The 13,522-nt window shown below is 71.6% G+C and carries 9 protein-coding genes; 5 read left to right on the forward strand and 4 right to left on the reverse strand.

Going from position 1 to position 13,522, the window contains the following annotated elements; genetic code table 11:
• The first annotated feature begins 144 nt into the window (after nucleotides 1-144).
• A complete protein-coding gene (locus tag ABD352_RS08995; RefSeq protein WP_344611780.1) occupies nucleotides 145-1,257 on the forward strand; it encodes an RICIN domain-containing protein in 1,113 nt (370 codons plus the stop codon).
• 178 nt (nucleotides 1,258-1,435) lie between these two features.
• Here ABD352_RS08995 and ABD352_RS09000 read toward each other — a convergent pair whose 3' ends face one another.
• Both ABD352_RS09000 and ABD352_RS09005 read right to left on the reverse strand, forming a co-directional pair.
• Nucleotides 1,436-2,245, reverse strand: coding sequence for a class I SAM-dependent methyltransferase (locus ABD352_RS09000; protein WP_344611781.1), 810 nt, complete (start codon nucleotides 2,243-2,245; stop codon nucleotides 1,436-1,438).
• Between the two features lie 121 nt (nucleotides 2,246-2,366).
• Nucleotides 2,367-3,140 (reverse strand): ROK family protein, encoded by a 774-nt coding sequence (locus tag ABD352_RS09005; RefSeq protein ID WP_344611782.1) that lies wholly within the window; start codon nucleotides 3,138-3,140, stop codon nucleotides 2,367-2,369.
• 84 nt (nucleotides 3,141-3,224) lie between these two features.
• On the opposite strand from ABD352_RS09005, the gene ABD352_RS09010 reads away from it, so the two are divergent.
• The 3 genes from ABD352_RS09010 to ABD352_RS09020 all read left to right on the forward strand — a co-directional run bounded on the left by ABD352_RS09010 (nucleotide 3,225) and on the right by ABD352_RS09020 (nucleotide 6,718).
• Nucleotides 3,225-5,585 carry an RICIN domain-containing protein gene (locus tag ABD352_RS09010; RefSeq protein WP_344611783.1) on the forward strand — a complete coding sequence of 787 codons (2,361 nt, stop codon included), beginning with the start codon at nucleotides 3,225-3,227 and terminating at the stop codon, nucleotides 5,583-5,585.
• 78 nt (nucleotides 5,586-5,663) lie between these two features.
• Complete coding sequence (locus tag ABD352_RS09015; RefSeq protein WP_344611784.1) at nucleotides 5,664-6,308, forward strand: TetR/AcrR family transcriptional regulator; 645 nt, start codon at nucleotides 5,664-5,666, stop codon at nucleotides 6,306-6,308.
• 131 nt (nucleotides 6,309-6,439) lie between these two features.
• On the forward strand, nucleotides 6,440-6,718 hold the full coding sequence (locus ABD352_RS09020; protein WP_344611785.1) for a hypothetical protein: 279 nt from the start codon (nucleotides 6,440-6,442) through the stop codon (nucleotides 6,716-6,718).
• A gap of 61 nt (nucleotides 6,719-6,779) precedes the next feature.
• Here the strand turns inward: ABD352_RS09020 and ABD352_RS09025 are convergent, their stop codons facing one another.
• Together ABD352_RS09025 and ABD352_RS09030 are read right to left on the reverse strand one after the other, a co-directional pair.
• On the reverse strand, nucleotides 6,780-9,722 hold the full coding sequence (locus ABD352_RS09025) for a carbohydrate binding domain-containing protein (RefSeq protein ID WP_344611786.1): 2,943 nt from the start codon (nucleotides 9,720-9,722) through the stop codon (nucleotides 6,780-6,782).
• Between the two features lie 197 nt (nucleotides 9,723-9,919).
• Nucleotides 9,920-10,681 carry an SDR family NAD(P)-dependent oxidoreductase gene (locus ABD352_RS09030; RefSeq protein WP_344611787.1) on the reverse strand — a complete coding sequence of 254 codons (762 nt, stop codon included), beginning with the start codon at nucleotides 10,679-10,681 and terminating at the stop codon, nucleotides 9,920-9,922.
• A 41-nt stretch (nucleotides 10,682-10,722) separates the two neighbouring features.
• Between ABD352_RS09030 and ABD352_RS09035 the strand changes: the two genes are divergently transcribed.
• Nucleotides 10,723-13,518, forward strand: coding sequence for an Hsp70 family protein (locus ABD352_RS09035; protein ID WP_344611788.1), 2,796 nt, complete (start codon nucleotides 10,723-10,725; stop codon nucleotides 13,516-13,518).
• The last annotated feature ends 4 nt before the right edge of the window (nucleotides 13,519-13,522 follow it).

Here is a 13,522-nt window from a genome sequence, read left to right on the forward strand (position 1 = left end):
GTGTGCCGACCACTCGGCGCACCGGCCGGGACACTCGCCGCGCCCGCCGGACCGCCCAGCCCCTCGAAGCGCTTGACATCGTCGACACTCGATGCGCCCGCCGCCCCCGCCAGGGCGGCGCGCTTCGGAAGGAGGACCGAATCCATGCGTCACACCCTGCGCCGGCTCGCCGCCGGCGGCCTCGGGCTGGCCCTGGCGGCCGCCGCGCTCGTGCTGGGCCCCGCCGGCCCGGCCCACGCGGAGTCCAACGGCGGCGTGAAGATCATGCCGCTGGGCGACTCCATCACCGACGGCTACAACGTACCCGGCGGCTACCGCATCGAGCTGTGGAAACGCCTGGCCGCCGGCGGCTACACCGCGGACTTCGTCGGCTCCGGCTCGAACGGCCCGGCGAGCCTCGGCGACCACGACCACGAGGGCCACTCCGGCTGGCGCATCGACCAGATCGACGCCAACATCGTCGGCTGGCTGCAGGCCTACGCGCCGCGCACCATCCTGCTGCACATCGGCACGAACGACATGAACCAGAACTACGACATCGCCAACGCCCCCGCCCGCCTGTCCGCGCTGATCGACAAGATCCGGGCCAACGACCCGACGGTCGAGCTGTTCGTCGCCCAGATCACCCCGGAGAGCGACGCCACGCTCGAGTCCCGGGTCCAGGCCTACAACGCCGCGCTGCCCGGCGTGGTCGCCTCGAAGGGCGCGCACACCCACCTGGTCGACATGCACTCGGCGATCACCACCGCCGACCTGGCCGACGGCGTGCACCCCAACGCCGGCGGCTACGACAAGATGGGCGCCCGGTGGTACTCCGCGCTGCAGTCCGTCCCGGCCAGCCTCGCCTACGTCGGCGTGCCCCCGGTCGGCTCGGCCGTGTCCGTGCTCAACCCGCAGTCGGGCCGCTGCCTGGACGTCTACGGCGCCGGCACCGCCAGCGGCACCCAGCTCATCATCTGGGACTGCCACGGCGGCACCAACCAGTCCTGGACCCGCACGGCCGCCGGTGAGCTGCGGGTGTACGGCAGCAAGTGCCTCGACATCAACGGCAACGGCACCGCCAACGGCACGAAGGTGCAGATCTGGGACTGCAACGGCACAACGGCCCAGAAGTTCACGTTCAACGCTGACGGCAGCATCGTCGGCGCCGGCTCGGGCAAGTGCGTGGACGTGACCTCGAGCGGCACCGCCAACGGCACGATCGTGCAGCTGTACCAGTGCAACGGCACCGGCGCCCAGAAGTGGACGACCCGGTAGCAACTCCCCGGCGCGGGCCTTCCCCGGAGGGCCCGCGCCTTCGTCGCGGCTCGAGCGGCGGCACGTGGACCGACCTCCACGTGGCGACCTGAGGGCTACTCCAGCACGGTGACCCCGTCCGGTGCTTCGCTTCGATCTGGCTCTGTCGGCAGGCTTTGACGTGAGCCTCTCGCGGCACTCACCCGGGTTTGCGGCCGGACCAGATGCCCGTTGTTCGCCGCAGGACGTGGTCGTCGGTGGGAAGCTCCATGACACGATGGTGGAATTCGCGGCGGCGATCGTCCGGCAGATCCTCGATGAATGCTCGGTAACCGTGGCTCAGCGCCCATCGCCATAGCATCGCGTTGTCCGGGAACGCGATGGCGATCTCGGCGCGGTCCTTGTGGAGGTCCACGAAGCCCGCCTCCTCCAGCAAGTCGGCGGTGTCGACCGCTTGACCCATGCTTCCGTTCGGGGGCAGGTAGGCGGCGAACTCCTCGAACAGTGCGTCGAGGCGGCCGCCGAGTGAAGGCGTCTGGATGGCCGGGTGCTCACCGGGGCGGTGGCCGTTGCTCTGACGGGCGCTGCTACCAGTGAACGCGAACCGCCCGCCAGGTACCAGGACGCGATACGCTTCGGCAACTCCAGCCGCCGGATCGTCCAGGATGTGGATGACGAACGAGGAGGCGACGAGGTCGAAGGAGTCCGAAGGAAGTCTCAGGGCTTGCGCGTTCATGACGTGTGTGACTGCTGCGGGATAGTCCGCGGCCAGCCGCTCGATCATCGCCGGTGCCGCGTCAACGGCTGTCACGACACAGCCTCGCTCAAGGGCTGGCGCGGTGAGCGCACCACGTCCAGCACCCAGATCCAGGAATCGGCAACCAGCCGGAGGGTCGAGGACGTCCATGATGGCTTCGCCATATTCGGCAAAGAATGGGGCTACCTGGTCGTAGTCGGCGGCGACGCGATCGAACAGCTTCCATGCCGATTCTTCCATGGCGACGAACATCGCGGTGATCGCACGTCTGCGCAAACTATTTCCCACGCTGGCCCGGTCCTGTGGGAGCTGTTGAGCAGCTGAACCGGCGCCGGCTGCCGGGCGGCCACAACGGGCCGCCCGACAGCCGTGATCAGTGCAGGACCGAGTCCGGCGGCAGTTCGGGCAGCGCTTCGGCGCCGCGTAGCGGTGCGTCCTCGCCCAGCGCGGCCGGGACCACCGACACCTGCTGGTAGGTCAGAATTCGGGCGAGGGCCTCGCGCAGGGGCGGCCACAACAGCGGGTTCAGGGCGATGGCGCCGCCCAGGGCGACCGCCTCCAGGCCCGCCGTCAGCGCGAAGTTGGCCACGCCGAGGGCGAGGCTCCCGGCGTACGAAACCCAGAAACCCTCGTCCGTGATGGTCTCCAAGGGGCGGCCGAGACGCCTGGCGAGCGCGGCGCCGCCGGTCAGGGTCTGCAGGCAGCCGGCCTGGCCGCAGTCGCACCGCAGGTTGTTGCCCGCGATCAGCTGGTGGCCGGCCTCGGTGGTGAGGTGCACGCCGCCCAGCCGCAGCGCCGCGCCGACCCCGGTGGACAGGGTCAGGTAGCCGCAGCGCTCGAAGCCGCGCAGGGCGCCCTCGCGGGCCTCGCCGATCAGGCCGCAGGTGGCGTCGTGGGCCACCCGCACCGGCCGGCCCAGGGCCGCGGCCAGGTCGGCGGCGAGCGGCCGGCCCTCGTAGCCGCGCAGGTTGAGGGCGACCCGCACCTCGCCCGCGGCGGTGACGCGGCCGCCGAACGAGACCCCGACCGGATCATCTCCCGGCGGCACGGCGTGCGCGATCGTGTCGATTTCGCGGTGGTACTCCGGGAGCGTCCGAAATCGCGCCGGCCCCACCCGGGTCCACGTGCCGCCGATGTCCACCGCCACAGCAACCGACATTAGCGTGTAGATTCCTGTCGATGTGTGTGCGAATCTGATGGTGGTTCACACCACCGCCAGGGAGGACCGCACATGAAGCTTCGTCTCGCCCTGTTCGCCGCCCTCTGCCTCGTCGCCGCCCAACTGGTGGCGCCCGGCGCGGCCAGCGCGGCGACCACCGTCACCATCAACGGCACCGCCGCCGGGCGCACGTTCGACGGCGTCGGCGCCATCTCCGGCGGCGGGGGCAACAGCCGCCTGCTGTACGACTACCCGGAGCCGCAGCGCACCCAGATCCTCGACTACCTGTTCAAGCCGGGCTACGGCGCGGCGATGCAGATCCTCAAGGTCGAGGTCGGCGGCGACACCAACTCGACCAGCGGCGCGGAGCCCAGCCACCAGCACACCGCGGCCGACCTCAACTGCAACCGCGGCTACGAGTGGTGGCTGGCCGAGCAGGCCCGCGCCCGCAACCCGCAGATCAAGCTCTACGCGCTGGCCTGGGGCGCGCCCGGGTGGATCGGCAACGGCAGCTTCTGGTCCACCGACATGGTCAACTACTACCTGAGCTTCCTGGACTGCGCGAAGAACAGCCACGGGCTCACCTTCGACTACATCGGCGGCTGGAACGAGCGCGGCTACAACAAGGGCTGGTACGAGCAGCTCAAGTCGGCCCTGGGCAGCCACGGCTACGGCAACGTGCAGGTGGTCGCCGACGACACCAGCTTCGACCCCGCCAACGACGTGGTCACCGATCCGGCGTTCGCGGCGGCCGTGGACGTGCTCGGCTCGCACTACGTCTGCGGGTACCGCGGCTCGCAGTCCAACTGCCCCAGCAGTACCAACGCGATCAACAGCGGCAAGAAGGTCTGGGCCAGCGAGAACGGCTCCGACGACTACAACCTCGGCGCGGTCGCGCTGGCCCGCGGCATCAACCGCGGCTACCTCGACGGCAAGATGACCGCGTACATCAACTGGCCGGTCATCGCCGCGATCACGCCGAACATCCCGTTCCCGACGATGGGCGTGGCGCTGGCCGCCCAGCCCTGGTCGGGCAACTACTCGGTCGGCAAGAACGCCTGGGTGATGGCCCACACCACGCAGTTCACCGCGCCGGGCTGGCGCTACCTGGACTCCGCGTCCGGGTACCTGGGTGGCAACCGGGCCAACGGCAGCTACGTGACCATGCGCGACCCGAACAGCGGCAACTACAGCGTGGTCATCGAGACGCTGGACGCCACCGCGGCGCAGACCTTCACCGCCACGGTCACCGGCGGCCTGTCCACCGGTTCGGTGCACGTCTGGTCGAGCCTGCTGAGCTCGTCGAACGGCGCCGACCTCTTCGCGCACACCACCGACGTGACCCCGTCCGGCGGCTCCTACACGGTCACCCTCCAGCCGGGCCGGGTGTACACGCTGAGCACCACGACCGGGCAGGGCAAGGGCACCGCGACGTCGCCCGCGGCCGGGAGCCTCGCGCTGCCGTACACCGACGACTTCAACTCCTACGCGATCGGGCGGGAGGCGAAGTACCTGGCCGACATGCAGGGCGCCTTCGAGATCGCCCAGTGCGGCGGCACCCGCTGCGTGCGCCAGATGTCCCCGCGGGCGCCGATCACCTGGGACGACCTGAGCGACCCCTACGCGCTGCTCGGCGACCTCGGGTGGAGCAACTACAAGGTCTCCGCGGACGTACTGCTGGAGCAGGCCGGTTACGCCGAGGTCATCGGCCGGGCGGGCACGCAGCACGCCTTCGGCCCGGCCGGGCTGAACGCGTACTACCTCCGGCTGTCCAACACCGGCGCCTGGAGTCTCTTCCGCAACGACACCAACAACACGAACGTCACGCTTCGCAGCGGTACCGTCACTGCTCCTGGCACCGGAACGTGGCACAACGTCGCGCTGACGTTCTCGGGCACCAACCTCACCGCCCAGATCGACGGCGCCACGGTGGCCACGCTGTCCGACTCGACCTGGAGCACCGGCCAGGTCGGCATCGGCACCAGCCAGGGCGAGACCGCCGAGTTCGACAACCTCTCGGTGACCGCCGTCGCCGGCCCACCCCCGCCGGTCAGCGGCCAGCTGATCTCCGCCCAGTCCGGCCGCTGCCTCGACGTGCCCAACGCCTCGCAGACCAACGGCACGCAGGTCGAGATCTGGGACTGCAACGGCGGCGGCAACCAGCAGTGGACGCAACTGTCGTCAGGGGCGCTGCGGGTGTACTCCAACAAGTGCCTCGACGTGCTGAACAACGCCACGGCCCCGGGCTCCACGGTGGCTATCTGGGACTGCAACAGCGGGACCAACCAGCAGTGGCGCGTCAACTCCGACGGCACCATCGTCGGCGTCCAGTCCGGCCTCTGCCTGGACGTGACCGGCCAGGGCGCGGCCAACGGCACGCTGGTGGAGATCTGGACCTGCAACGGCGGCGCCAACCAGCGCTGGACCCGCTGACCCACCGGACTCCGGGCGCGGTGCGACGCATCGCGCCCGGAGCGGGCCAGGGGCGGCGGCCCTTCGTACAGTGGTGGGGTGGCGGAACACCAGTCGATCTTCCAGCGGCCGCAGCGCGGCACCCGCGGCCCGGCGCCCTCGCACAGCCGGGAGGAGATCGTCGAGGCCGCCGTCGCCCTGGCCGACGCCGACGGCCTGGCCGCCGTCTCCATGCGCGCGGTCGCGGCCCGCCTGGGCACGGCCGCCGGATCGCTGTACCGCTACCTGTCCTCCCGCGACGACCTGCTGGAGCTGATGTCGGACGCGGTGGTGGCCGAGCTGCGCCCGTTCCCGTCCGCCGCCGACCCGCTGGACGCCCTGGTCGTCCTGGCCCGGGCCCAGCTGGCCATGTACCAGCGCCACCCGTGGCTGACGGAGGCCATCCAGCACGCCTCGGGCCTGGGCCCGAACTCCCTCGCGTACTTCGACCACTGCCTGGGCGCGATCGCCCCGCTGCCGTGCCCGGTGACCGCGAAGTTCGAGGCCATCGCGATGCTGACCGGCATCGTGACGCTCTTCGCCCGCCCGCAGGCCGGGGCCGGCGTCTTCGCGGGGCTGGACTTCACGCCGTACCCGAACCTGATCGCCGCCATGACCTCGGCCGCCACCGACCCCGCGGCCCCGCAGGCCCGGGACCTGTTCGAGCGCACGATCCGGGCCGTGATGTCCGGCCTGCTGCGCTGACGAGCGGCAGTTCCACTCACGGGAGCACCGCAGGGTTCCCTCGTCTTTCGGCCGTCCTGCAACGGACCGTTGCGATCGGCGGCCACGGGCTGACCATCCGCATGACCAGCCCGATATGCGATCCTGAGCGCGTGTACGAACGCGCCGACGAGCTGCGACGACTGCTCAACGAATGGGACTTCGTCGGCGTCTTCGACCCCGACACCAACGTCGACGAGTATGACTGCATGCTCTCCCCGTTGCTGGAGAAGCTGGCGGGCGGGGCGGACGCCGATGAGGTCCGGGCATTCCTGGACCAGGAGGTCAGCGGTCACTTCGGCATGTCACCACAGCTCGTCGGCACCGCGCCCATGGCCGAGCGCCTCATTGCCTGGCGCGACGCAGGGCGGTCGATCGCGGGGAATCCCTAAACCAACCGGCCGCCTCGACCAACTCGGCGAGGCGGCCGGCTGAGCCGTATCCCAGGGCCGGTCAGCGCAGGTACGGGCCGTCCGTGCCGACCTTGCCCGGGGCCGGGTTGCCAGGCAGAGACAGGACGTAGGCGCGCAGGTCGCCCTTGGCGGTGACGGTGGCGGTGAGGACCCCGTTGGTGACGACCTTGACGTCGCCCGTCACGGCGTCGGTGTAGGTGCCGTTCGGGATGCCGGTGAAGGTGGCGGTCGAGGAGACGGTCACCAGGACGAAGCTGTCCACCGAGCCGCTGGTGTAGCGGCGCTTGAAGGCGATCTGGCTGCCCGTGATCCCGGCCGTCGAGTACTGGCCCATCTGCAGGGCCGGGACGGCGCGGCGGATCTGGTTCAGCCGCTGCAGGTGCTTCACCAGCGGCTGGGACAGGGTGGTGGCCACCGCGCCGGAGGAGGCGGTCACCACGCCGTAGTCCGGGGCGGTCACCGTGCCGGTGATGTGGTCGCCGTAGTAGGCGCGGCCGGTGGTGGCCAGCGGGCAGCTCGGGCCGCAGTCGATCTGCTTGCCGGCCTGGAACTCGATCTCGGAGCCGTAGTAGAGAACCGGTACGCCGCGGAAGGTCCACATCAGGGACATGTTCTCGGCCCAGGCGTCGGTGCCGCCGGCGTAGCGGGTGGAGCTCTTGTTCGGGCCGTAGTCGTGGGAGTCGACGTAGACCGCGTTGTACGTGGCGTCGTTGGTCGAGTCGTCGGAGTCGGCGCCGTTGCGGAAGGCGTTCGGGGCGTCGCCGAAGTTCATGTGCATCCGCATGTCGATGATGTTCATGCCGGAGAACTGCGAGTGGTCCGGGGCGTGGTACTCGTTGCCGTTGAGGAAGGCGTTGGTGCTCGCCGGCTGGCCGGCCGGGCCCTGCTGCTCCTCGTAGTTGTACTGGTCGAGCGCGGCCTGGACGTCGTCGTCCACATAGGACCGGCGCTCCTTCCAGGTGTAGAACTGGGCCGAGTGGTTGACCGAGCCGCGGTTCCACTTGTCGTTCACGAACGCCGCGACCTCGCCGAAGACGTAGAAGTCGGCCGCCTTCGCCGCGCCGTACTTCTGGATCAGGTGCTGCTGCAGGGCCGGCAGGAAGCGGCGGTTCCACGTCACCCGGGGGATGTGGACGGCGGTGTCGACCCGGAAGCCGTCCACGCCCATGTCGATGTACTTGTTGTACGCCCCGATGAGGTACTGCTGGACCACCGGGTTCTCGGTGTTGAGGTCGGCGAGGTCGTCGGCCAGCCAGCAGGAGCGGGAGTCCTCGCCCTCCCAGTTGCCGATCCAGCACTGGTGGTAGAGGCTCGCGGGGAACATCGAGGCGGTCGGGCTCGGCCACTGGCAGCTGTGGATGGTGTACCCCTCCGGGCTGTACTGCCCGTTCGGCAGGCCGTAGTTCGGGCAGGTGTTGCCGGGCGGGGCGGTGCTGGACCACAGGTCGCCGTTGTAGGCGCGGCCGAGCGAGTTCTCCTGCATCGGGTCGTAGACCGCGCCGGGGACCTTCTCGCTGTACATCCAGTCCCACTGCCCGTCGCGGGCGCCCCACACGGTGGGCACGAACAGCCCGTTGGCGCCCCAGCGGGAGCTGTGGTTGTAGACCACGTCCTGGTATATCTTCAGGCCCTTGGCGTGCGCGGCGTTGATGAGGTCCTGGTACGTCGCGCCCGGCGACTCCAGGCGCGGGTCGACGCGGTAGAAGTCCCAGCCGTGGTACCCGTGGTAGTCGTAGTCGGAGCGGTTGAGCACGACCGGCGTGATCCAGATGGCGGAGAAGCCGAGGCCCTTGATGTAGTCGAGGCGGTCCACGAGGCCCTTGAAGTCGCCGCGGAACATCGGGTCGTTGTTGGCCGCGTTGCCCGACCGGACGTGCTGGCTGCCGCCGCGGTCGTTGGACGTGTCGCCGTCGTAGAAGCGGGCGGTGAGCACGAAGTAGATGCTCTCCTTGCGCGGGTCGCCGCCGAGCATCGTCCCGCCGGGCGGCAGCGGCGGCGCGTCGCCGGTCGTGACGGTGACGGTCGCGCTCGCGGCGGAGAGGTTGCCGGCGGCGTCGACCGCGCGGACCGAGTACGAGTAGGTGGTCTGCGGGGCCAGGCTGCCGTCGATGTAGGCGTTGGTGGACGTCGTGAGGACGTTCCCGCCCGGGTTTCTGGTCACCTGGTACCCCGTGACGCCCCGGTCGTCACTCGAGGCGCTCCACCCGAGGGTGACCGTCACGTGGTCCACGGCGGCGGTGAGGTTGCCCGGCACGCTCGGCGGCGTGGTGTCCGGCGGCACCGCGGCGCACGGGTCGGCCGCGTTGCCGGTGACGACCCCGCCCGCGACCCGCGTGGTGCCCGCGGCGATGCGGTAGTTGTTGCCGTTGTTGTTGTCCCACACGCCGGATCCGTTGTTGAACACGGCCTGCATGCCGGTGGCCGCGCCCAGCTGGACGGTCTTCTTGGTCCAGCCGGCGCACGCGGTCTCGTTCATCGGCACGCCCGGCACGGCGGTCCAGGCCTCGCCGTCGGGCGCGTAGTGGATGTTCACCGTCGGCCACGTCTTGCCGGCGGTCGAGTAGAAGACGGTGGCGGTGTTGCCGCCCGGCGGCGAGGAGGTCGGCGGCGCCGAGCAGGGGTTGGCGGTACCGATGCTGCCGTTCGAGATCGCCACGATCCCGGTGCCGACGGAGTAGTTCGCCCCCGAGTGGTTGTCCCAGGTGCCCGACCCGTTGTTGAACGTCAGCTGGGCGCCGGTGGCGGAGCCGAGGTCGAGCGTGCGGGTGTACCAGCCGGCGCAGCCCGCGGCCGACATCGGCTGGCCGGGCACGGCGGTCCAGGCGCCGCCGTTGGGCGCCCAGTGCACGTTGACGGTGCTCCAGGCGGCGGGCGGCTTGTAGTAGACGGTCAGGGCGTTGCCGGCGGCCGCGAGGGCGCGGGCCGGCAGCAGCGCGGCGAGCAGGGACAGGACGACGATCCAGGCACGTCTGCGGCGGGGCATGGTGGGGGTACTCCTTGCACTCTGCGAATCGGTGGCGGCCGGCGGAGACACAAGGCGTTGCAACGCGTGGGGGAAGAGTGGTCGTTCCCATTCATGCTTGTCAAGGTTCTTGCAGGAATTGCCCCAGCTCATCGCCAATAACACGGCCTGAGCTGGGGCAACTTCCTGAAACAACGGCAAGTTCTTGCAATGATCGACTAGTCGAACGCCGCCCCCGCGGAGATGTTGATCGAGGCGCCGGTGACGGTCCGGGCCAGGTCCGACGCGGCGAACGCGGCGACCTCGCCGACGTCGGCCAGGGTGGCCGGCCGGCCGGAGATCGTGAGGTCGGTCAGCGCCTTGACGAGCTCGTCCCGCCCGGCGAAGTCGTCCGGGATGGTCTCCGGCAGCCCGCCGGTGTGCAGCGTGACCACCCGGATGCCGTGCGGGCCCAGCTCGGCGGCGAGCTGCCGGCGCATCGACTCGACCGCGTCGAACATGACGCCCAGCCCGCCGACGCTGAACCGGCGGCACACGGTCCAGTCGAATCGGCCCCCGAAGTACAGGATGAGGCCCGAACGCCGCGGCACCATGACGCGAGCGGCGGCGCGGGCGGTGAGGAACTTGGACCGCACCGCCGTGACCACCGGTGACAGGTAGTCCTCGACGCTCATCTCGACCATCGGCGTGCCCTGCACGTCCCGGTCGGAGATGACGTTGACGGACGCGTCGAGCCGGCCCGAGCGCGCCACGACCCGCTCGACGTGCTCGTCCACGGCCCGCTCGTCGAGCGCGTCGACGACGTCCACGTGGGCCGTGCCGCCGGCGCCGGCGATCTCGTCGGCCACGTCCCGCAACGTCGCCTCGGTCCGCCCGGCCAGGTGCACCACCGCACCGTGGCGCGCGTACGCCCGGGCGATCGCGCCGCCGACCGACCCCGCGCCTCCATAGACAATCGCAACCTTGTCCTGTAGCAGCATGGTTCCACCACTACCAGACTCGGCTGGCTATCGTGTGCGTCGTGGACGGTTACCGCCTGGCGATCGACTTCGGGACGTCCACCACCGTGGGCGTGCTGCGCGACGCGTCCGGGCGCGTGCGGCCGCTGCTGTTCGACGCCTCCCCGCTGCTCTCCTCCGCCGTCTGGGCGGCGGCCGGCGAGGAGGTGCTCACGGGGTCCGACGCCGAGCGGGCCGCGCTGGCCCGGCCGGCCGGGCTGGAGCCCAACCCGAAGCTGCGCATCGACGACGGCACCGTGTGGCTGGGCGAGCGGGAGATGGCCGTCGCGGACCTCGTCGCCGCGGTGCTGGACCGGGTGGCCGGCGAGGCGCGGCGGGTGGCCGGCGGCGCCCCGATCGACGCCGTGCTGACCCACCCGAGCGGCTGGCGGCACCTGCGCAAGGGCGTGCTGGCCGAGGCGGCCGCGCGGGCCGGGCTGGGCGACGTGCGCATGGTCGCCGAGCCGGTGGCGGCGGCCGCCTACTACGCGGGCGTGCTGAGCAAGCGGCTCGCCGAGGGCCAGTGCCTCGTCGTCTACGACCTCGGGGCCGGCACGTTCGACGTCAGCGTGGTACAGCGGCGCGGCGACGGCTTCGCGGTGCTGGCCGAGGACGGGCTGGCCGACGTGGGCGGGCTGTACCTCGACGCGGCCATCCTCGACCACGTGCGGGCCCAGACGCCGCACGAGCGCTGGGCGGACCTCGACCGGCCGGTCACCAACCCGCACCGGCGGGCCCGCTACGAGCTGCTGCGGTCCGCCCGGGCGGTCAAGGAGCAGCTGTCGCGGCGGCCTTCCGCGGGGCTGCACGTGCCGCTCGTCGGGGCCGACGTGCACGTGACGCGGGAGGAGTTCGAGGCGCTGGCCCGGCCGATCCTGGAGCGCACGACGGCGCTGACCCGGACGGTACTGCGCACCGTCGGCGTCGAGCCGGAGTCCCTTGGCGGGGTCTTCCTGGTCGGGGGTGCCTCCCGGGTGCCGCTGGTGGCCACGCTGCTGCACCGGTCCCTGCGCGTCGCACCGACCACATTGGACCTTCCCGAGCTGGTCGTGGCCGAGGGCGCGCTCGACGCCGGCGGCGACATCGTGCCGGCACCCGCCGTACCGCCGCAGCGAAACGCCGAGGAGGAACTGCGGCTGGCCGAGCGGCTCCTGAACACCCCCTCGGCGCGGGCGGACGGGCAGACGGTGCTGCGCGCGCTGCTGGGCGAGCCCGACCGGGCCGTGGCGCGGCGGGCGCGCGAGCTGTGGTACGGCAACGGCCTCGGCGCCATCCCCGGCCAGCGGCCGCCGACCGATCGCGACCCGATCGTCGGCATCGACCTCGGCACCACGAACGCCTCGGTCGGCCTCCTCGAGCAGGGCCGGGTGCGGCTGCTGCCCAACGCCGAGGGCGCCGAGACCACCCCGAGCGTCGTGGCCGTGACCGCGGACGGCGCGGCCCTCGCGGGCGCCGCGGCGGCCCGGCAGGCGATGACCAACCCCGACGGCACCGTGCGGGCGGCCAAGCTCAAGGTCGGCACGGGCTGGAGCATCGCCCGGGGCGGGGTGCGGTACTCCGCCGAAGACCTCCTGACCCTGCTGGTCGCCCGCCTGCACGTCGACGCCGAGTCCTATGTGGACGGGCCGATCCGCGGCGCGGTGCTCACCGTGCCGGCCTCCTTCGACCAGCGGCAGCGGCTGGCCCTGGCCGGCGCGGTCCGCCGGGCCGGCCTCGACGTGCTGCGCATCCTCAACGAGCCCACCGCCGCGGCGCTGGCGCACGGGCTGCACCGGAACGCGGAGGAGACGGTCCTCGTGTTCGACCTGGGCGGCGGCACGTTCGACGTGTCGCTGGTCGAGATCGGCGAGGGCATCATCGAGATCAAGTCGACCGCGAGCGACCCGAACCTCGGCGGCGACGACTGGGACCGCCGGCTCGTGACGCACCTGACGAGCCTGATCCGGCAGCGGTACGGCCTGGACGTGACCGGCCGCCCCGCCGCCCTCGAGCGCCTTCGCGAGGCGGCGGAGCGGGCCAAGGTCGAGCTGTCCTCGGCCGGCAGCGCGGAGATCGCCCTGCCGTACCTGGGCACGACCGAGGCCGGCCCGGTCCACGTCGCCGAGACCATCACCCGCCCGGCCTTCGAGCAGCTCACCCGCGACCTGCTGGCCCGCTGCCGGGCCCCGGTCGAGCGGGTCCTGCGCGACGCGGGCATCCAGATCGGCGGTGTGGACCGGGTCGTCCTCGTCGGCGGCGCGGCCCGGATGCCCGCGGTCGGCAACCTGGTCCGCGACCTGACCGCGGGCCGCGCGCCGTACCGCGGCCTGCCCCCGGAGGGCGTGGTCATGGGCGCCACCCTGCAGGCGGGCGTGCTCGGCGGCGGCCTGAAGGACGTCATCCTGCTCGACGTGACCTCGCTCGGCCTGGGCATCGAGCTCGCGGGCGGCGCGATGCTGACCCTGATCGAGCGCAACACCTCCATCCCGACCCGCATCACCCGGACCGTCACCACGGCCGCCGAGACCCAGGATTCGGTACTGCTGCGCGTCTTCGAGGGCGACCACCCCGAGGCGCCGGCGAACACGCCCCTGGCCGCCTTCGAGCTGACCGGCCTGCCGGCGCCCGGCCCGATCGACGTGTGCTTCGACATCGACGCCAACGGCCTGCTGGAGGTCACGGCCACGGACCGCGGCAGCCGGCGGCGCAGCTCGGTGACGGTGGACCTGACAACCGTGGCCGCGGCCGGGGCGTTCACCCCGACCGCGGCCCAGTCCGCCCTGCTCCCGGCACTGCCCCCGCCACCGCCTCCCCCTGAGCCCGTCGAGGGCCACGAATAGCGAC

Source organism: Dactylosporangium salmoneum, assembly GCF_039532525.1.
Lineage (GTDB): Bacteria > Actinomycetota > Actinomycetes > Mycobacteriales > Micromonosporaceae > Dactylosporangium > Dactylosporangium salmoneum.